Source organism: Serratia sp. YC16 (assembly GCF_009707615.1).
Lineage (GTDB): Bacteria > Pseudomonadota > Gammaproteobacteria > Enterobacterales > Enterobacteriaceae > Serratia > Serratia surfactantfaciens.
Window position 1 is genome coordinate 779,633 of record NZ_WLYN01000001.1, and the last position, 18,756, is coordinate 798,388.

Genomic DNA, 18,756 nt, shown 5'->3' on the forward strand with positions numbered 1-18,756 from the left:
GAATCAAAACTTAAAATCAAAAAGTTCATGAAACAACGAGGAGAAAGCATGTTTATTTGTAACCAGATATTACAACAAAACAACCACCCAACCCATTGAATATAAGAATATTTTATCACATAAGTTATAACCAAAATGGTGCATTGCACTAAAATGGTGCATTTTGGTTTCGTTTTGCGTGCTTTCTGCGCGATTCAAAAGTAGCAACAAGATTAGCATGGTTATTAAAAACGTTACTTATTTCACATTTTTATCTTAACAAAGACATCAGGCAATTAAGGCTTTTCTATAACGGCCTAATAGGATCTTTATTGATGCGCGGAAATGCAGGCATCTGCGGCGAATAAAATTCGCTTTGAGGCAATTAAAATAGCGGGAAATAGCAGATTAAAGTAGTTAAATGAATAACGGCGGCGCGCTGACGGCGCCACCGTGGATAATTCAATACAACGTAGAGCGGGAAACTTCGTTCAGCAACATCCCGGCACGCAGCCCCAGCGCCACATTGGGATTAGGGAACAGGATCCATGCGCCCTCTTGGCCGACGCGGTATTCCTCCTGCGGCTGCTCGCACAGCAACATGCCCGCTTTCAGCTCGGTGAAGTTGGCCGTATCATCGTCCAGGTGCAGTTTGAAATCCTCGCTGTGTTTGATTAACGAGTGCATCACACGGAATACCCGGATCGCATCGCCCACGCGCACCGGCAACGCCCCTTCGCTGACCGCCGCCCGCAGAGCGCGATCGATGGCGGCGAACTGCTGCAGATCGTTGCTGCCGAACGGCCGCGCCTTGCCCAGCTCGAGCGTACAGCTCGCGGCATTGAGTTGCTCGCTGGAATAGTGGCTGAAAGTACCGCCCGGCGCGCTGTGCACCACCAGCGCATCCAGGTCGGCGGCATCCAGCAGCGTTAACATAGCATCGCTGTACGGCCGTTTCTGAAATGGCAGAATACCGAAGCGCGGCAAGTGCGACTCGCGAATGGCGGTGTGCAGATCGTAGTGGAAACGCGCCGCCTGCTCGCCATCAAAAAAGGCGGCAAGCGTGCGCTCCAGCTGCTGGGCACGCGCCGTTTCCCCGCTGGCGGCGAAGTTGCGATAGCGGCCGCCGAACATACGATTCATGTCGCTGTGCAGGTAACGCTTGCCCGCACGCATCGCCGCCGGATTACCCAGCACCACCAACAGCCGCACCGTCAGCGGCAAGCGGCCGGCCAACAGATCGCCGACCAGCTGATTGAGCAGTTCAATCGGCGCAGTTTCGTTGCCATGCACGCCCGCAGACACCACCATCGCCTGGCGATAAGGCTGCCGCGGCGTGAGCTCCAATACCCCTTCCCCTTGCCAACGCCAGCGCAGCTGCGGCGTTTCACCTTGCCATTCGGCGGGTTCATTCCCTTCCAGCGTCAGGGGCAGTAGATCGATCATACAGCCTCCCTTAGCGTTGGAACGGATAGATAGAGCCGAGACCGAGGATCGACGTCAACGAATCCAACGCCTCACGCCCTTCGCGCAGCAGCGCCGGATCGGCCAGGTCATCCTGCGTCAGACGATCGCGGTAATGGCGATCCACCCATTCGTTCAGCGTCGTAAACAGCCGATCGTTCATCATCACGCGCGGATTCACCGCCCGCAGCTCTTGCTCATTGAGCGCCACCCGCAGGCGCAGACAGGCCGGGCCGCCGCCGTTACGCATGCTTTCACGCAGATCAAACACGCGGATCTCATCGATCGGGCCGCCGTCGCCAACCATGTCGTTCAGATAACGCCAGACGCCGGCATGCTGACGCGACTCCTCCGGCACCACGATCATCATCTTGCCGTTCGGCTTGGTGAGAATTTGGCTGTTGAACAGATAGGTCGCCACCGCGTCCGCTACCGACACGCGCTCCGTCGGCACTTCGATCGCCACCAGTTCGCTGTCCAGCGTCGCCATCTTGCGGCGCACTTCATCCAGCGCCTGTTGCTGGCGATAAAACGCCTGCTGGTGGTGGAACAGCACGTTCTGGTTGCTGACCGCAATCACGTCGTTATGGAACACGCCCTGATCGATCACCGCCGGGTTTTGCTGCACGAAGACCGTATGCCGCTCGTCCAACTGGTGCAGACGCGCGATCGCCTCACCGGCTTCACGCGTCTGGCGCGCAGGGTAACGCGCCGGCGCCGTTTCGCCGCCAAACTCCTGACGACCGTAAACGAACACCTGCACGCTGCGCTTGGCGTAGTCGCCGCCCAGACGGTTATGGTTGGCCGCCCCTTCGTCGCCGAACAACGCCACCTGCGGCAGCGCCTCGTGGTGGGCGAAATGCCGATCGTCGTTGAACATCGCCCGCAATACGTCGGTGGTGGTTTCCGCTTCGATGGCGCGGTGGAATTTGTTGTTCAGGTTGGCGGCGGTGAAATGCACCTTACCGTCGGCGCTGTCCGCCGAAGGCGACACCGTGGCCGCATTGGCGGTCCACATGCACGACGCCGAGCTGAGCGCCGACAGCAGGCGCGGCGATTGACGCATCGCCTGCGCCAGCACCGCCTCATCGCTGCCGCTGAACCCCAGACGCCGCAGCATCGGCAAATGCGGCCGCTCCTGCGGCGGCAATACCCCTTGCTGGAAACCGAGATCGGCCAGCGCCTTCATTTTCAGCAACCCTTGTTTCGCCGCCAGCTTCGGGTTCGATACGCTGTTTTGATGCTGCGTCGAGGCCTCGTTGCCGAACGACAGCCCGGCATAGTGGTGCGTCGGCCCCACCAAACCGTCGAAATTGACTTCATATCCTGACATGGCTATCCCCTGGGGATGGCCTGCGGCGGCGCCACAGCACCGCCGCAGACGATTAACGGAACGACAAGCCCGGCGACAGCGTTGCCGGCAGCGACAGGCTTTCACTTTCCAGCGAAGCCATCGGCCAGGCGCAATAGTCCGCCGCATAGAAGGCGCTTGGGCGATGGTTGCCGGAGGCCCCCACGCCGCCGAACGGCGCCGCGCTGGACGCCCCGGTCAGCGGCTTGTTCCAGTTGACGATGCCGGCGCGCGCTTCCAACAGCAGCCGCTCGAACAGTTCGCGCTGCGGCGAGACCAGCCCCACCGACAGGCCGTAGCGCGTCTGGTTGGCGAGCCGCAGGGCCTCGTCGAAATCGCGGTAACGCACAATGGTGGTCAACGGCCCGAAATACTCTTCGTCCGGTACGCCGGCCACGCCGGTCAGATCGATGATCCCCGGGCTGAGCAGTGAGCTGCCCGGCTCCAGCAGGCGCAGGGTCAGCAGCGATTTGCCGCCCAGCGCCAGCAAGCGCTGCTGCGCTTTCAGCATGTTTTCCGCCGCGGCGGACGACACCACGCCGCCCATAAACGGCTGCGGTTCGGCATCCCAACGGCCGACGCGCAGTTCACCCGCCACCTGAACCAAACGCGCGATGAAGGCGTCGCCTTCCGCTCCCTGCTTCACCAGAATGCGGCGTGAACAGGTGCAGCGTTGGCCGGCGGAGATAAACGCCGACTGGATAGCCAGGTTGACCGCCGCGTCGCGATCCTCGAAACCATCTACGATCAGGGCGTTGTTGCCGCCCATTTCCAGCGCCAGGATCTTCTCCGGCTGTCCCGCCAATTGGCGGTGCAGATGGTAGCCGGTCCCGGCGCTGCCGGTGAACAACAGCCCGTCGATATCCGCACTGGCCGCCAGCGCTTCGCCGGTTTCCCGGCCGCCCTGCACCAGATTGATCACCCCCTCCGGCAGACCGGCTTTCAGCCACAGTTTCAGGGTCTCTTCGGCGGTCAGCGGCGTCAGTTCGCTCGGCTTGAACACCACGCAGTTTCCGGCCAGCAGCGCCGGCACGATATGGCCATTGGGCAGATGGCCGGGGAAGTTATAAGGCCCGAACACCGCCAGTACGCCGTGCGGGCGATGGCGCAGCACCGAAACGCCGTCGGCCATCGCCGTCTGGCTAAATCCGGTGCGCGTCTGATAGGCCTGCAGCGAAATGCCCACCTTGCCGATCATCGCCTGAATTTCGGTCAGCGTTTCCCAGCGCGGTTTGCCGGTCTCGCGGCTGATGGTTTCCGCCAGCGACTGTTTGTGTTCTTCCAGCAAGGCGGCGAAGCGTTTCACCAGCTGTTCACGCTGCTCGAACGGCGTGCGCGCCCAGGCGGGGAAAGCGGCGCGCGCGGCTTCGCAGGCGGCGGCGACGTCATCGGCGTCAGCGGCGTTGGCGCGCCACAGCGGCTGATTGCCGACCGGGTCGGTCTTGCCGAACTCAGCGCCGCGGCCCTGCCGCCAGACGCCATTAATCAACAGAGCAGGATGGGACATCATGCTTTCTCCTGTGCAATAAGGGGGAGCACCCGCACCGGGCTGCCCTGCTCGACGCCCAGCGCCGCGGCGGTGGCGGCGTTGATATGCAGGCGGTCGTCATACAAATCGGCATTGACCAGCAGTGCGCGGTAGTTCTGATAGTTGTCGTTGGCCACCAGATGCACCGGCGCATCGGCGCGCATCGGCGTGTCATCCAGTACCACTTTCACCAGGCGGCTCTGCTTCACCGCACGGATGTGGTCAATCTCGGCTTCCAGCGTCGGGCCGCCGTCGAAGATATCGACATAGCCCTGATAACTCAGGCCTTCCGCCTCCAGCAGGCGGCGCGCCGGCAGGGTTTGCGGATGCACCTCGCCGATCACTTTCTGCGCGTCTTCGGCCAGGAAATCGACATACAGCGGATGCTTCGGCATCAGCTCGGCGATAAACGCCTTTTGCCCGGTGCCGCTCAGGTAGTCCGCCTTGGCGAACTCGATGGAGAAGAAACGGTGACCGACGCTCTCCCAGAACGGCGAACGGCCGTTTTCATCGGAGAAACCGCGCATTTCGGCGATCAGACGCCGGGAGAAGCGTTCACGGAACGCGGCAATAAACAGGAAACGCACCTTCGACAGCAGCTTGCCGTTCTCGCCGTGACGATAGTCCGGATCGAGGAACAGCGTACACAGCTCCGAATGGCCGGTGTGGTCGTTGCTGAGGAACAGCGTCGGCACCGATTTATAGACGTTCAGCTGTTTGGACGCGTGCACCTGCGTGCCGACGCGGAAGCTGTACCAGGGTTCAGCCAGGCCGACGGCCACTTCGATCGCGCAGACCCCCACCGCCTGCCGGCGCTCGCTGTCTTCCAACACGAACAAATAACACTGGTCACTTTGCGGAAGTTCGCCTTGCCAGGTTTTTAACGCCCGCTCAATACGTGCCGACAGAGTATCTTCATTTTGCGGCAGCGACGTGAGACCGATACCGGATTTGCCAGCCAACGTCAGCAAATCTGCCAGATCGCGGCGCTCTATAGGGCGAATAATCATCATAATGCGAACCTCTTCTGAATCAGGCTGCGCCGGTGAAGGCGCAGCCCGCTGATTAGCTGCAAATGCGCGCCACGGCGCGCGCGAATCGCGCCAGCCCCTCTTTCACATCCTGTTCAGGGATGATCAGCGACGGCGTGAAACGCACCACGTCCGGTCCGGCGATCAGCGCGATGACGCCTTCTTCGTTGGCCAGTTGGGTGATCTGCTTCGCTTTGCCGGCATAGTCTTTCTTCAGTTGGCAGCCGATCAGCAAACCGCCGCCGCGAATCTCGGCGAAGATCGGATACTGGCGGTTAATGTCGTTCAACCCATCGATAAACCACTGGTGCCGCTGTTTGACGCCTGCCAGCACTTCCGGGGTGTTGATGATGGAGAACACCTCTCCCGCCACCGCCGTCGCCAGCGGGTTGCCGCCGTAGGTGGTGCCGTGGGTGCCGACGCCCAGCGTTTTCGCCAGGGCGTCGGTGGTCAGCATGGCGCCGATCGGGAAGCCGCCGCCCAGCGCTTTGGCGGTGGTCAGCACGTCCGGCACCACGCCGTACTGCATGTAGGCATACAGGTGGCCGGTGCGGCCGACGCCGGTCTGCACTTCGTCGAAGATCAGCAGCGCGTTATGGCGATCGCACAGCTCGCGCAACCCCTGCAGGAAGCTGGCCTCCGCCGGCAGCACGCCGCCTTCACCCTGGATAGGCTCGACGATCACCGCGCAGGTACGATCGTTGATTAGCTCGGCCGCCGCCGCCAGATCGTTATACGGCGTGTGGGTGATGCCGCCCGGCAGCGGCGCAAAGTCCTGCGAATACTTCGGCTGACCGCCGGCGGAGACGGTGAACAGCGTGCGGCCGTGGAATGCGTTGTTGAAGGCCACGATCTGATCTTTGCCGGCGCCGTACTGGTCGTGCGCGTGTTTGCGCGCCAGCTTCAGCGCCGCTTCATTGGCTTCGGCGCCCGAGTTACAGAAAAACACCTTGTCGGCGAAGGTGGCGTCGATCAGCTTTTTGGCCAGACGCAGCACCGGTTCGTTGGTATAGCCATTGCCCAGATGCCACAGTTTGCCCGCCTGCTCCACCAGCGCCGCCTTGACCGCCGGGTGCGCATGGCCCAACGCGTTAACCGCGATGCCGCCGGCGAAATCGATGTAAGACTTACCCTGTTGATCCCACACCTGCGAGCCTTCTCCCCGCACCAGAATAAAATCGGCAGGGGCATAAACCGGGACCATCCAGTCATCGAAAGACTGGCGGGTAACTGCGATTGGCTGTTCCATAGTGACCTCATAATCTCAGCAAAGGCTGAATTTTGACTGTAAGGGCCGCTCAAGCCCGGCTAGGCCGCCACAATGCAAAAAAAACGCTGTTCAAAACCGACTTTCCCCGCGGAGAAAATGCTGCCTTTCACCGCTGATTTAGAAACAAATCTGTTACATAAAATCGGTTTTTCACTATTTATGGCGTATATCCGGTCCCTGAGCGGGGAGTAAATGTTAACGAGCAGTTAAAATACATGTCGTTTGATAAAGAGTGTAGAGCAGCTATCGTGCCAAAACGGGATTTTTGCCGGATTTTGCTATTTTTTACGTTAAAACAACAGCTTATAATGAATATCTATTCATTTTTTATGCATTGATAATGCATAAATTAAAAAATAAGGCCTACAATCATCATTTCCCGCGAAATCCTATTCAATTACGAAAAACTTCAGGATTTCTGATCGGGCTCGCAAAAATAGTTTCATCCGATTTGCTCGTCATCACACTTTTTGCCCCAATCCGGTGCAGCGGTGTGCCAGGATCGTGCAATGCGGCGGCGAAGCGCCTATGCCCGACTGCCGCGGCTCTCGCTTTATGCGCCAACGACTACACTGTGATTCTGATCGCACCTTTTCTTCTTCCGCGCACAAGGAGTCACCATGTCCAAGAAAACCGTCGACCTCGGTCGGCCGCTCCCCCTGCATGACATCCGTACCTTTCTCGACGCGCTGAATGCCGCCGGCGGCAAACCCATGGAACACATGAAGCCCAAAGAGGCACGCAGGGTTTTGGAAGACGCGCAGCGCAGCGCCGAGGTGCCGCTGCGTGAGGTCGAGATCAGCGAGAAAAGCATTCATGTAGAGGGGCAGGATATTTTGCTGCAGCTGGTGCGGCCGGCCAGGGTCAAGGAAAAGCTGCCGGTCTTCATGTTCTTTCACGGCGGTGGTTGGGTGCTGGGCGATTTCCCCACCCACGAACGCCTGGTACGCGATCTGGTGCACAGCTCCGGGGCGGCGGCAGTGTTCGTCAACTACCCCCGTTCGCCCGAAGCGCGATACCCTGAGGCGATCAACCTGGCTTACGCCGCCACGGAATGGGTGGCCGAGTACGGTGAAAAGATCAACGTCGACGGCTCACGGCTGGCGGTGGTCGGCAACAGCGTCGGCGGCAACATGGCGGCGGTGGTCAGCCTGATGGCCAAAGAGAAAGGCATACCGGCGCTGCGTTGCCAGATCCTGCTGTGGCCCGTCACGCACGCCCAGTTTGATACCGACTCCTATCATCAGTTCGCCGAAGGCCATTTCCTGACCCGCAACATGATGAAGTGGTTTTGGGACAGCTATGCGCCCGATAAGGCGCAGCGCAAGGAAATCTACGCCTCGCCGCTCAACGCCACGGTGGAACAGCTGCAGGGGTTGCCGCCGGCGCTGGTGCAGACCGCCGAGCTGGACGTGTTGCGCGATGAGGGCGAGGCCTACGCGCGCCTGCTCGACGCCGCCGGGGTCGAGGTCACTTCCACCCGCTACAACGGATTGATCCACGACTACGGTCTGTTGAACCCGCTCGCCCATGTCCCGGCGGTGCATTCGGCGATCCACCAGGCCGGGCGCGCGCTGAAGCATTACCTGTCCTGATGCTAACCGACAAGGTGACAGGCCACCTGATGGCCGGGCGCCACGCTGCGCAGGTGCGGCGCCTGTTCACGGCACTGCGCCGTAGCCTGCGGGCAGCGAGGGTGGAAACGGCAGCCGCGCGGCGGGTTGGCGGGATTGGGCGGTTCACCGCTTGCCACCTGCGTCGGTAAGCGTTGCGTATCCAGCGTCGGCACCGCCGCCAACAGGGCCTGCGTATAGGGATGCAGCGGTTGGCGAAACAGCGCATCGCGGTCGGCGCTCTCGACAATCTGCCCCAGATACATCACCGCCACGTCCTGGCACAGATGCTCCACCACACCGAGATCGTGCGAAATAAACAGCAGCGTCACCCCCTGCCGTTCCTGCAAATCGGAAAACAGATTGATGATCTGCGCCTGAATCGACACGTCGAGCGCCGATATCGGTTCGTCGGCGACGATAAACTCCGGCTGCAGGATCAGCGCGCGCGCGATGCCGATGCGCTGCCGCTGGCCGCCGGAAAACTCATGCGGAAACCGCCCGTAATGCTGTGGAGACAGCCCGCAGATCGCCAGAGTGTCGAGCACCCGCTCGCGCAGTTCCGCCTTACTCGCCAGACCGTGCTGCAACAGCGCTTCGCCGATGGCGTCGCCCACGCGCAGGCGCGGATTCAGCGAACTGTACGGGTCCTGAAACACCAGCTGCATTTTCGGCCGCAGCGCGCGCAGCGCCTCTTTGCTCAGGCTATCCAGCGCCTGCCCGTTAAACCGCACCTCGCCGGCGGTTTTGTCGTGCAGGCCGAGCAACGTGCGGCCGACGGTGGTTTTACCGCTGCCGGACTCGCCCACCAGCCCGAAAATGCGGCCCTTGCGAATGCTGAAGCTGACGTCGTCCACCGCCTTCAACTGGCCGGTGGTACGCCCGAACAGCCCGTCGCGCAGCGGGAAATATTTCTTCAATCCCTTCACTTCCACCAAAGGTTCAGTCGACATGCGGGCGCCCTCCGGCGTTGAGAAAACAGGCGGACTGGCGCTGCCGGGAGCCGTACAGCGGCGGAATGCCGTCGCGGCAGCGCGCGGTGGCCTGCGCGCAGCGTTCGGCGAAAGCGCAATGCTCAGGCAGCCGCGCCAGATCCGGTACCTGGCCGGGAATGGAATATAAGCGATGACGCCGCTGCCCCGGCGACGGCCGCGAGGCGATCAGCCCCTGCGTGTAGGGATGCTGCGGTTCGGCCAACACTTCCCGCGTCGTTCCCTGTTCGACAACGCGCCCGGCGTACATCACCGCCAGCCGATCCGCCATTTGGGCGATCACCCCAAGATCGTGGGTGATCAAGATCATCGCCATATTGTGTCGCCGGCTCTGTTCGCGCAGCAGCGCCAGGATCTGCGCCTGTACCGTAACGTCGAGCGCCGTGGTCGGCTCATCGGCGATCAACAGCGCCGGGCGGCACCCGATCGCCATGGCGATCATCACGCGCTGCAGCATGCCGCCGGACAGTTGATGCGGATAGCAGCCCATCAGCGCCTCCGCACGCGCCAGCCCCACTTCCGCCAGCAACTGAATCGCCTGCCGCCAGGCCGTTTTCGGCGACAGCAGCCGGTGACGTATCAGCGGCTCCACCAGCTGTTCGCCGAGCGTCAGCACCGGATTGAGCGCGCTCATCGGTTCCTGAAAGATCATCGCCAACCGGTTGCCGCGCAGATCCGCCATGTTTGATGCCCGCAGCGACAGCAGGTTTTGCCCTTCGAAGCGGATTTCACCGCCGTCTACCTGCGCCAGCGGCTGCGGCAACAGCCCCATCAACGCCATGGCGGTCACGCTTTTGCCGCAACCCGATTCGCCGACGATCCCCAGCGTTTGCCCGGCATGCAGTTCAAGGCTAACCTGCTGCACCGCCCGCACCGGCCCTTGCTCCCCCTGAAACGACACCGACAATCGATCGAACGCCAGCAGCGGTTGACTCATCGTTTTACCCCGTTCATTTTCGGATCGAGCGCGTCCCGCAGGCCGTCGCCCAAAATATTGATCGCCACCACGGTGACGAAGATCGCCAGCCCCGGCGGCATCCACAGCCAGGGGCGGCGCTGAAAATCGATCAGGCTATTGGCAGCGTCCATCATGTTGCCCCACGACGGCGTCGGCGGCACCACACCCAGCCCGAGGTAGCTCAGCGCCGATTCGCTGAGGATGGCATTGGCCACCGCCATGGTGGCCACCACCACCAGAATCGGCACGGTGTTGGGCAGCAGATGACCAAACAGCCGCCGCCGGGTGGAGAGCCCCAGCACTTCGGTGGCCAGCATGAAATCCCGTTCGCGCAGCGACAGGATCTGGCCGCGCACCAGCCGCGCCAATGACGGCCAACCCAGCAGGCTCAGCATGATCATCACCATGTAGATGCGGTAGTCAGGCGAGACGTCGAGCTCGGTCAGCATCGCCCCCATGATGATCAGCAGCGGCAGGCCGGGGATGGTCATCAGCAGATCGGCGAAACGCATGATCAGCCGATCCGCCACGCCCCCCAGATAACCGGCGAGCGCTCCCAGCACATAGCCCAGCGTCACCGACAACAGCATCGACACCAGGCCGATAGTCAGCGATATTCGCCCCGCCAGCAGCAGCCGGGTGCAGATATCGCGGCCGAGAAAGTCGGTGCCCAACCAGTGCGCACCGCTCGGTGCCTGGTTGATATTCAGCATATCGCCGGCGTCGTCGCGCCACGGCGACAGCGGCGGCCCAATCAGGCACAGCAACGCCAGCAGCACCAGCAACGCCAGCGAAATCATCGCCGGCCGGTGGCGGCGCAGACGTCGCCAGGCCTGCGCGGCGGGCGGCGGCGACAGCTGAGCCAGCACCGGCAGCTGCGCCTGTCGCCAGCGGCGACGGCGGCCGAAAAACAGCGTAACCAACATCGTATTACCTCAAGCGAATGCGCGGATCGGCGTAGGCGTACAGAATGTCCGCCAGCAGGTTGCCGAGAATGGTCAAGGCGGCCAGAAACAGCGTAAACCCCATCAATACCGGGTAGTCGCGCGCCGCCAGCGAATCGATATGAATATGCCCGGCCCCCGGCCAGTTGAAGATTTTTTCGGTGATCAGCGCGCCGGAGAACAATCCCGGCAGCTCGAACCCCAGCAGGGTGATGATCGGCAACAGCGCATTGCGCAGCGCGTGTTTGAGGATCACCGTTTTCTCCCTGAGCCCCTTGGCGCGCGCGGTGCGGATATAGTCCATGCGGATCACCTCCAGCATGCTGGCGCGGAAATAGCGCGTCAGGCTGCCGGCCTGCAGCATCACCAGCGCCAGCACCGGCAACAGCAGATGTGCCGCCACCTCCAGCGCCCAGGCCAGCCCGCTCGCCTCACTGCCGGTGCGCAACATGCCGCCCGCCGGCAGCCAGTGCAGATCGACGGCGAACCATTTGATCAGCAACAGGCAAAGAAAAAAGGTCGGAAACGACATGGCGGCGAACACCGCCACGGTGATCAGATGATCGAACAGCGAATAGGGTTTCATCGCCGAGACCACCCCCACCGCCAGCGCGATGCCCCAATACAGCACCATCGCCACCGCCGCCAGCAGGAACGAATTCCAGATGTATTGATTCAGCAGCGTGCTGACCGGGATCTGGTACTGCAGCGAAAAGCCGAGGTCGCCCTGCAGCAATCGGCCAAGCCAGTGCAGGTAACGGCTGAACAGCGGCTGATCCAACCCGTACAGCGTCCGCAGCTCGGCGGCGCGTTGCGCGGTCAGGTTGATGTTGCCATCGATAAAGTCGCCGGGCGCCAGGGCGAAGATGCAAAAAATCAGCAATGAAGCCAACAGCAGCATCGGGATAGTCTGCAACAGACGGCGCAGGATAAAGTTTCTCATTGCGGTTTCCATCGCCGCCGCCCGAAGTGGCGCAGCGGCTTCAGGGCGTTACGGCGCCGGTTTGACGTTCGGCAGGCTGCCGACCAAGCCGTTGTAGATATCCGGTTTAAAGCCGGTGACGCGCGCGCTGCTGGCGCTCAAGATTTCGCGATTGCCCAGCAAGATCACCGGCGGATCGTCCGCCAACACCTGATACAGCTGATGGTACAGCGGTTTGCGCTGCGCGATGTCCAGCGTGGCGTTGGCCCTGGCGATCAGTGCATCCACCTGCGGGTTGTGATACCCGGTCTGGCTCTCGCGGCTGATGAAATCGCGCACGCCGTCGTGCGGATCGTTCAACGTACTGGTGCTGAGGGACGCCAGGTCATAATTGCCCGCCTTGCGCTGCGCCAGCAGCGCGTTGAAATCCAATACCTGCGGTTTCAGCACCACGCCGAGCCGGCGGTAGTTGTCCTTGGCGATCGGCACCAACGCATCGTTGATCAGTTTTTTGGTCACCAACAGCGTCAGCTCCAGCTTTTTACCGTCTTTTTGCCGAATGCCATCCGCCCCCACTCGCCAACCGGCCTCGTCCAACAGCTTACCGGCCTTATCGAGATCGTAAGCGTAGGGATTGATGCCGTTCGCGTCATAGGCCCAAGAGATCGGCGAGATTGGCTGGTTGGCGACCTTGCCGTACCCCTGGTATACCACGGCGATCAGCCTCTGCCGATCCAGACCGTAGATCAGCGCCTGGCGCACCCGTTTGTCCTGCAGCGCCGGGCGCCGGAGGTTGAAGTCGACGCGGCTGTAATCGCTCGAACTGTAGAGGTTGATATTGGCGAAGCCGAGCAGCTTCAGCTGTTCGATATCGTCAGGCTTGGCGGTAAAGGCGTCGTAGTCGGTCTCGCCGGTCTGGAACAGCTGGAAGTTGGTAGCCGGGTTGGTCACGCGATAGATAAAGCGCGCCATCGGCGGCGGGCCAAGGTAGAAGTTCGGGTTGGCGTGGAAGCGAATCTCTTGCCCCGGCACATACCTGTCGTAAATGTAGGGGCCGTTGCCGAGCGGCTTGCCGTTGAAGGCGCGCACGCCGTCGAGCTTGCCGCGCTGATAGTCTTTGCCGTAGTAAGCACGAGACAGCACCGGCCCGCCGATCAATTGTAAGGTGGTCGCGCCCGGTTGCGTGGTGACGATCTGAATGGTGCGATCGTCGATCACCTTCAGCCCGCTGATGCTGGCCGCGGTGCCGTTTTTATAGTCGGCGCCGCCCTGAATGTGAGCCGGCGTGATATCGGTATCGCCGTCATAGGCCGGGTCGTGCAGCAGCGTCAGGGTAAAGGCGATATCGTCGGCCTTCAACGGCGAACCGTCGCTGTAGACCAGGTTCGGCCGCAGCTTGATGGTGTAGGTCAAATTATCGGGGCTGACCTGCCAGGACTCAGCCAGGCGTCCTTCCGGCTTGCCCTGGCTGTCCAGGCCGATCAGGCGGCTGAAGATCACGTCGGTCACGTTTTCGTCCCAGCCGTTGGTGAACAGATACGGGTTGAAAATCCCCTGCGGCTCCGAGATGCCCGCCACAACGGTGTCTTTGCGCAGTTTGGCGGCGGCCGGCACCCGAGCGGCGTCGCTGGCCGGCGTGATGCCTTCGGCCAGCGTTTCCGCCTGAACGCCGGCGCTCAGCCCCAGCGCGCAGACCAACGCCAGCGGCGTCAGCCGATAACGCAACAGTTTGTTTAGTCTATTTTTTATTCCACTCACCCACTGCCCCTCGTCTTCCCGTTGATAAAAATGTGACAAAATTTATCGCAGAGTAATGGGCGGCTGGAGGGCTGTCTAACAACGAAACCGGCATTCCATTGCCGAAAAAAGCATTATGAATTTTTCTGGGGCGAACCGTCGTGCCAAACGCGGTTCAACCGGTCGCCGCCAGCCCCCGGATAAGTTTGGCTAAGGTTTTTATCGCCTCTTCAAACCGGTCGTTCCATTCAAACGAGGCGTTGAGACGGAAGCAGTGATTGAAATGGTCGCCAGTGGTGAACATGCGCCCCGGCGCGATGCTGATACCCCGAGAAAGAGCGCGCCGGTACAGTTCCATCGACGACAGCGCCGGATCCAGCTCCAGCCACAGAAAATAACCGCCGTCAGGCTGGCTGACTTTCACCGTCGGCGGAAAATGGTGGGCGATCGCCTGACGCATGGCGCTTTGGCGCTGAGCCAGCAGGCGACGCAACCGCCGCAGGTGGGTATCGTAGCCGCCGTGCAACAGATAATCCGCCAGCGCCATCTGGGTCGGCACGCTAGTGGAAACGGTGCTCATCAGTTGCAAACGCTGGATCTGTTGCGCGTAACGCCCCGCCGCCACCCAGCCAACGCGAAAGCCTGGCGCCAAACATTTGGAAAACGACGAACAGTGCAGGATCTGGCCACCGCTGTCGAGCGCCTTGGCCGGCAGCGGCCGTTCGGCGCTGAAATAGAGTTCCCCGTAGACATCGTCTTCGATCAGCGAGATCTGCCGCTCGCGCAGCAGCGCCACCAGACGCTGTTTGTTGGCCTCCGGCAAGGTGGCGCCCTGCGGGTTTTGGAAATGGGTCATCAGCCAGCAGGCCTTGATCGGATACTGTTCCACCGCCTGCTGCAACGCATCCAGATCTATGCCGTCCTGCGGATGGGTGGCGATCGCCACCGCCTTCAGTCGCAACCGCTCCAGCGCCTGCAGCGCGCCGTAAAACGCCGGCGACTCGATCGCCACATAGTCACCCGGCTGGGTCACCGCCTGCAGACTGAGACTGAGCGACTCCATCGCCCCGGCGGTGATGACGATCTCGTCCGGCGCCACCTGCATGCCGCTCAGCGCATAACGCTGGGCGATATGCCGCCGCAGCGCGTCGTTGCCCGGCGGCAGGTTGGCCAGCGAGCTGTGCGGCGTGAACTTGCGCGCCACGCTGCTCAGCGCCCGCGCCAGCTTCGGCTGCGCGAACAGCGTGGCGTCGGGAAACGCCGAACCGAAAGGCACGATGTCCGGGTCCTTGCAGGCCTGCAGCACGTCGAAGATAAAGGCGTTGATGTCCACCTGCTCGCTCAGCACCAGCTTCTCGCCGCGCGAAGGCTGCGGCAACGGCTGCGGGCGCGCCGCCACATAATAGCCCGACTGCGGCCGGGCGACGATCCATCCCTGGCTCTCCAACAGCTGGTAAGACTGCACCACCGTCATCAGGCTCAGCCCGGCGCGTTTGCCGCTTTCGCGCAGCGAAGGCAGCTTGTCGCCCGCCCGCCACACCCGGTTCTGGATCTGTTCTCTAATCTGCTGCGCAAGCTGTTCGTATCGGGTCATAGCTCTTAACTGTTATATAAAAAAGTAAAATAACTGTCACTATTATAGTCACTGTACTTCGTGATTAACTTCACGCCAAGCTTTTCACATAAAAATGACAGCTATACTCAAGAGGTTAATTTATGTTCAACCCTAGGAGGCGCCATGCTGGGTCTTGATGCACTGGAACTCGCCAGAATACAGTTCGCCTTCACCGTGTCTTTCCATATCATCTTCCCCGCCATCACCATCGGTTTAGCCAGCTATCTGGCGGTGCTGGAGGGATTATGGTTGAAAACGCACAATGAAGCCTATCGTGAGCTTTACCATTTCTGGTCAAAGATTTTCGCCGTTAACTTCGGCATGGGCGTGGTTTCCGGGTTGGTGATGGCCTACCAGTTCGGCACCAACTGGAGCTTCTTCTCCGAGTTCGCCGGCAGCATTACCGGGCCGCTGCTGACCTACGAAGTACTGACCGCCTTCTTCCTCGAAGCCGGTTTCCTCGGTGTGATGCTGTTCGGCTGGAACCGCGTCGGCCCAGGGCTGCACTTCTTCGCTACCTGTATGGTGGCACTCGGCACGCTGATCTCCACCTTCTGGATCCTGGCCTCCAACAGCTGGATGCAAACCCCGCAGGGACACGAAATCATCAACGGCCAGGTGGTGCCGGTCGACTGGCTGAAGGTGATCTTCAACCCGTCCTTCCCGTATCGCCTGCTGCACATGTCCACCGCCGCCTTCCTCTCCTCGGCGTTCTTCGTCGGCGCTTCCGCCGCCTGGCACCTGCTGCGCGGCCGCGATACGCCGGCGATGCGCAAGATGCTGTCGATGGCGATGTGGATGGCGCTGATCGTCGCGCCGGTGCAGGCGCTGATCGGCGATGCGCACGGCCTGAATACGCTGAAACACCAGCCGGCGAAGATCGCCGCCATCGAAGGCCACTGGGAAAACCCGCCGGGCGAAGCTACGCCGCTGATCCTGGTCGGTTGGCCGGACATGCAGCGTGAAGAGACTCGCTTCAAGCTGGAGGTGCCTTATCTCGGCAGCCTGATCCTGACGCACAGCCTGACCGAGCAAGTGCCGGCGCTCAAATCCTTCCCGCCGGAAGATCGCCCCAACTCCACCGTGGTGTTCTGGTCGTTCCGCATCATGGTCGGGCTGGGCATGCTGATGATTCTGGCCGGGGTGTGGAGCCTGTGGCTGCGCTGGCGCGGCGGGCTGTATCAGTCGCGTCCGTTCCTGTACTTCATTCTGTGGATGGGCCCGTCCGGGCTGCTGGCGCTGCTCGCGGGTTGGTTCACCACCGAGATCGGCCGCCAGCCCTGGGTGGTGTATGGCCTGCTGCGCACCAAGGATGCGGTCTCCGCGCACGGCGATCTGCACATGAGCATCAGCCTGCTGGCGTTCATCATCGTCTACTGTTCGGTGTTCGGCGTGGGTTACTCCTACATGATGCGCCTGATCCGCAAAGGGCCGCAGCCGCATGAGCACCAAGAAGACAATACCGAGGGCCGCCCGGCGCGTCCGCTGTCCGCGGTCAACGACACTCTGGATGACAGGAGCTGAACATGGGCATCGATCTTCCGCTGATTTGGTTTGTGATCATCGTGTTCAGCACCATGATGTACGTGGTGATGGACGGTTTCGATTTGGGCATCGGCATCCTGTTTCCATGGGTGAAAGCGAGCGACGACCGCGATCTGATGATGAACACCGTCGCCCCGGTGTGGGACGGCAATGAGACCTGGCTGGTGCTGGGCGGCGCGGCGCTGTTCGGCGCCTTCCCGCTGGCCTACTCGGTGATCCTCGATGCGCTGGCGATCCCGCTGACGCTGATGCTGATCGGGCTGATTTTCCGCGGCGTGGCCTTCGAGTTTCGCTTCAAGGCAACACCGGAGAAGCGCCATATCTGGGACAAGGCGTTCATCTGGGGCTCACTGTTCGCCACCTTCAGCCAGGGGGTGGTGGTGGGCGCCGTGATCAACGGCTTCCCGGTCGAGGGGCGCACCTACGCCGGCGGCGCGCTGGACTGGCTGACGCCGTTCGCACTGTTCTGCGGGCTGGGGCTGGTGGTGACCTACGCCCTGCTCGGTTGCACCTGGCTGGTGATGAAAACCGCCGGTGATCTGCAGGCGCGCATGTATCACCTGGCGACGCCGCTGCTGGCGATCCTGTTGTTGGTGCTGGCTGCGGTCAGTATCTGGACGCCGATCGCCCATCCGGAAATCGCCGCCCGCTGGTTTACCTTGCCGAACCTGTTCTGGCTGCTGCCGGTGCCGGTGCTGGTGCTGCTCTGCGCCTGGGGAATTCAACGCGGGGTGAAACGCGGCGCGCACTACTCGCCGTTCATGCTGACGCTGCTGCTGGTGTTCCTCGGCCTGAGCGGGCTCGGCATCAGCATCTGGCCGCACCTGATCCCGCCGGCCATCAGCCTGTGGGACGCCGCCGCACCGCCGCAGAGCCTTGGGTTTATGCTGGTAGGCGCGCTGTTTATCATCCCGATCATTCTGGTCTACACCTTCTGGAGCTACTACGTGTTCCGCGGCAAGATCAGCCATGAACACGGCTATCACTGAGGAGGGAGGACGCTATGCAAGATAAAACGGCCGCAGCCGCCCCGGCGCCCTGGTGGAAACGCATCGGTTGGCTGGTGATCATCTGGAGCGCCAGCGTGCTGGGGCTGTTCGTGGTCGCCTCACTGTTCCGCTTGCTGATGACCGCGGCGGGCATGAAGTCGCATTAACGCGGCGCCTTATCTGGCCGCGCTGTTGGGAAAGTAGAAAGAGACCACCAGCGTGACCAGCGGCAAGGCACCGATCTTCACCAGCTCGAACACCTGGCTCAGCGCTTCATTTTTCTCCCAATATCCTCGTCATACTTGAAGTTGCTTCTGTGTTGGCTGCAAGCGTTCACCCCGGTCACTTACCTGTGTAAGCTCCCGGGGATGAGCGCTCTTGCCGTCGGGAAGCAACTCCAATTATTTAGAGGAACGGCGTGGGCGGCGAATACGCCCACGCTGACCGCAAATATCCCGCACAGCACCTGACGCGCCAGGCGCAGCCGCTCCATTTCGTCGAAGACCAGCGAAGGATCCAAATACAACCTTTCAGCATCGAGCTGCGGGCGCTCATTTTGCGGCTTCATGGAAAAATCCCCACCACCACGGCGACGGCCTCCAGCCCCTCGTCGCTTTCACGCACGATACCGAGGCGGGAACCATCCTGTTTCATCCACTCACGGTCGGCAATCGTCATTAAAGCAAACGCCAGCCGTATGACGTCAGTTTTGGCCATCCCGTGACGCCGGGCGATATCGTTCAAACTGTCGTCGATTTCATTGGATAACCGAATAGGTAAACTCCGCATACCCCACCTCCTGTGGCCGTTGATTCACA

General features: G+C 61.4%; 17 protein-coding genes. 4 read left to right on the forward strand and 13 right to left on the reverse strand.

Features of this window, described 5'->3' with window-relative positions:
- Positions 1-441: 441 nt before the first annotated feature.
- Genes astE through GKN89_RS03675 form a run of 5 tightly spaced genes read right to left on the reverse strand, consistent with a single transcriptional unit; the run spans position 442 to position 6,602 of the window.
- Complete coding sequence (gene astE / locus GKN89_RS03655; protein WP_019452862.1) at positions 442-1,425, reverse strand: succinylglutamate desuccinylase; 984 nt, start codon at positions 1,423-1,425, stop codon at positions 442-444.
- 10 nt (positions 1,426-1,435) lie between these two features.
- A complete protein-coding gene (gene astB, locus GKN89_RS03660; protein WP_154746356.1) occupies positions 1,436-2,776 on the reverse strand; it encodes an N-succinylarginine dihydrolase in 1,341 nt (446 codons plus the stop codon).
- 52 nt (positions 2,777-2,828) lie between these two features.
- On the reverse strand, positions 2,829-4,301 hold the full coding sequence (gene astD / locus GKN89_RS03665) for a succinylglutamate-semialdehyde dehydrogenase (RefSeq protein WP_154746357.1): 1,473 nt from the start codon (positions 4,299-4,301) through the stop codon (positions 2,829-2,831).
- Positions 4,301-5,335 carry an arginine N-succinyltransferase gene (gene astA / locus GKN89_RS03670; protein ID WP_004934585.1) on the reverse strand — a complete coding sequence of 345 codons (1,035 nt, stop codon included), beginning with the start codon at positions 5,333-5,335 and terminating at the stop codon, positions 4,301-4,303. The genes astD and astA overlap by 1 nt, the downstream gene beginning before the upstream one ends.
- Positions 5,336-5,387: 52 nt before the next feature.
- Positions 5,388-6,602: an aspartate aminotransferase family protein gene (locus GKN89_RS03675; protein WP_154746358.1), complete on the reverse strand. Its 1,215-nt coding sequence runs from the start codon at positions 6,600-6,602 to the stop codon at positions 5,388-5,390.
- A gap of 641 nt (positions 6,603-7,243) precedes the next feature.
- Between GKN89_RS03675 and GKN89_RS03680 the strand changes: the two genes are divergently transcribed.
- A complete protein-coding gene (locus GKN89_RS03680) occupies positions 7,244-8,218 on the forward strand; it encodes an alpha/beta hydrolase (protein ID WP_063918505.1) in 975 nt (324 codons plus the stop codon).
- A gap of 2 nt (positions 8,219-8,220) precedes the next feature.
- Here GKN89_RS03680 and GKN89_RS03685 read toward each other — a convergent pair whose 3' ends face one another.
- From GKN89_RS03685 to GKN89_RS03710, 6 genes are all read right to left on the reverse strand, one after another.
- A complete protein-coding gene (locus tag GKN89_RS03685; protein ID WP_019452867.1) occupies positions 8,221-9,189 on the reverse strand; it encodes an ABC transporter ATP-binding protein in 969 nt (322 codons plus the stop codon).
- On the reverse strand, positions 9,179-10,165 hold the full coding sequence (locus tag GKN89_RS03690) for an ABC transporter ATP-binding protein (RefSeq protein ID WP_019452868.1): 987 nt from the start codon (positions 10,163-10,165) through the stop codon (positions 9,179-9,181). Before GKN89_RS03690 ends, GKN89_RS03685 begins: the two co-directional genes overlap by 11 nt.
- Positions 10,162-11,112 carry an oligopeptide ABC transporter permease gene (gene opp4C / locus GKN89_RS03695; protein ID WP_063918507.1) on the reverse strand — a complete coding sequence of 317 codons (951 nt, stop codon included), beginning with the start codon at positions 11,110-11,112 and terminating at the stop codon, positions 10,162-10,164. The genes GKN89_RS03690 and opp4C overlap by 4 nt, the downstream gene beginning before the upstream one ends.
- Positions 11,113-11,116: 4 nt before the next feature.
- A complete protein-coding gene (locus GKN89_RS03700; protein WP_154746359.1) occupies positions 11,117-12,073 on the reverse strand; it encodes an ABC transporter permease in 957 nt (318 codons plus the stop codon).
- A gap of 48 nt (positions 12,074-12,121) precedes the next feature.
- Entirely contained in the window at positions 12,122-13,777 is a 1,656-nt protein-coding gene (locus tag GKN89_RS03705) for an ABC transporter substrate-binding protein (protein ID WP_063918509.1), read from the reverse strand.
- A gap of 187 nt (positions 13,778-13,964) precedes the next feature.
- Positions 13,965-15,383 carry a PLP-dependent aminotransferase family protein gene (locus GKN89_RS03710; protein ID WP_019452872.1) on the reverse strand — a complete coding sequence of 473 codons (1,419 nt, stop codon included), beginning with the start codon at positions 15,381-15,383 and terminating at the stop codon, positions 13,965-13,967.
- A 144-nt stretch (positions 15,384-15,527) separates the two neighbouring features.
- On the opposite strand from GKN89_RS03710, the gene GKN89_RS03715 reads away from it, so the two are divergent.
- The 3 genes from GKN89_RS03715 to GKN89_RS03725 are packed head-to-tail and all read left to right on the forward strand — an operon-like array spanning position 15,528 to position 18,105.
- Complete coding sequence (locus GKN89_RS03715) at positions 15,528-16,928, forward strand: cytochrome ubiquinol oxidase subunit I (protein WP_004934615.1); 1,401 nt, start codon at positions 15,528-15,530, stop codon at positions 16,926-16,928.
- Between the two features lie 2 nt (positions 16,929-16,930).
- On the forward strand, positions 16,931-17,938 hold the full coding sequence (cydB, locus tag GKN89_RS03720; RefSeq protein ID WP_154746360.1) for a cytochrome d ubiquinol oxidase subunit II: 1,008 nt from the start codon (positions 16,931-16,933) through the stop codon (positions 17,936-17,938).
- A gap of 14 nt (positions 17,939-17,952) precedes the next feature.
- Positions 17,953-18,105, forward strand: coding sequence for a DUF2474 domain-containing protein (locus GKN89_RS03725; protein WP_004934619.1), 153 nt, complete (start codon positions 17,953-17,955; stop codon positions 18,103-18,105).
- Between the two features lie 179 nt (positions 18,106-18,284).
- Here the strand turns inward: GKN89_RS03725 and GKN89_RS03730 are convergent, their stop codons facing one another.
- Positions 18,285-18,506 carry a hypothetical protein gene (locus GKN89_RS03730; RefSeq protein WP_154746361.1) on the reverse strand — a complete coding sequence of 74 codons (222 nt, stop codon included), beginning with the start codon at positions 18,504-18,506 and terminating at the stop codon, positions 18,285-18,287.
- Positions 18,503-18,727: a hypothetical protein gene (locus tag GKN89_RS03735; protein WP_004934623.1), complete on the reverse strand. Its 225-nt coding sequence runs from the start codon at positions 18,725-18,727 to the stop codon at positions 18,503-18,505. Before GKN89_RS03735 ends, GKN89_RS03730 begins: the two co-directional genes overlap by 4 nt.
- Between the last annotated feature and the right edge of the window lie 29 nt (positions 18,728-18,756).

What these genes read in the sequence shown, in the direction of transcription:
- GKN89_RS03725 (WP_004934619.1), top strand. Translation starts at nt 17,953, where the DNA reads ATGCAAGATAAAACGGCCGCAGCCGCCCCGGCGCCCTGGTGGAAACGC.
- GKN89_RS03690 (WP_019452868.1), bottom strand. Translation starts at nt 10,165, where the DNA reads ATGAGTCAACCGCTGCTGGCGTTCGATCGATTGTCGGTGTCGTTTCAG.
- cydB (WP_154746360.1), top strand. Translation starts at nt 16,931, where the DNA reads ATGGGCATCGATCTTCCGCTGATTTGGTTTGTGATCATCGTGTTCAGC.
- astD (WP_154746357.1), bottom strand. Translation starts at nt 4,301, where the DNA reads ATGTCCCATCCTGCTCTGTTGATTAATGGCGTCTGGCGGCAGGGCCGC.
- opp4C (WP_063918507.1), bottom strand. Translation starts at nt 11,112, where the DNA reads ATGTTGGTTACGCTGTTTTTCGGCCGCCGTCGCCGCTGGCGACAGGCG.
- GKN89_RS03715 (WP_004934615.1), top strand. Translation starts at nt 15,528, where the DNA reads ATGCTGGGTCTTGATGCACTGGAACTCGCCAGAATACAGTTCGCCTTC.
- GKN89_RS03700 (WP_154746359.1), bottom strand. Translation starts at nt 12,073, where the DNA reads ATGAGAAACTTTATCCTGCGCCGTCTGTTGCAGACTATCCCGATGCTG.
- GKN89_RS03680 (WP_063918505.1), top strand. Translation starts at nt 7,244, where the DNA reads ATGTCCAAGAAAACCGTCGACCTCGGTCGGCCGCTCCCCCTGCATGAC.
- GKN89_RS03730 (WP_154746361.1), bottom strand. Translation starts at nt 18,506, where the DNA reads ATGAAGCCGCAAAATGAGCGCCCGCAGCTCGATGCTGAAAGGTTGTAT.
- astA (WP_004934585.1), bottom strand. Translation starts at nt 5,335, where the DNA reads ATGATGATTATTCGCCCTATAGAGCGCCGCGATCTGGCAGATTTGCTG.
- astE (WP_019452862.1), bottom strand. Translation starts at nt 1,425, where the DNA reads ATGATCGATCTACTGCCCCTGACGCTGGAAGGGAATGAACCCGCCGAA.
- GKN89_RS03710 (WP_019452872.1), bottom strand. Translation starts at nt 15,383, where the DNA reads ATGACCCGATACGAACAGCTTGCGCAGCAGATTAGAGAACAGATCCAG.
- astB (WP_154746356.1), bottom strand. Translation starts at nt 2,776, where the DNA reads ATGTCAGGATATGAAGTCAATTTCGACGGTTTGGTGGGGCCGACGCAC.
- GKN89_RS03675 (WP_154746358.1), bottom strand. Translation starts at nt 6,602, where the DNA reads ATGGAACAGCCAATCGCAGTTACCCGCCAGTCTTTCGATGACTGGATG.
- GKN89_RS03685 (WP_019452867.1), bottom strand. Translation starts at nt 9,189, where the DNA reads ATGTCGACTGAACCTTTGGTGGAAGTGAAGGGATTGAAGAAATATTTC.
- GKN89_RS03735 (WP_004934623.1), bottom strand. Translation starts at nt 18,727, where the DNA reads ATGCGGAGTTTACCTATTCGGTTATCCAATGAAATCGACGACAGTTTG.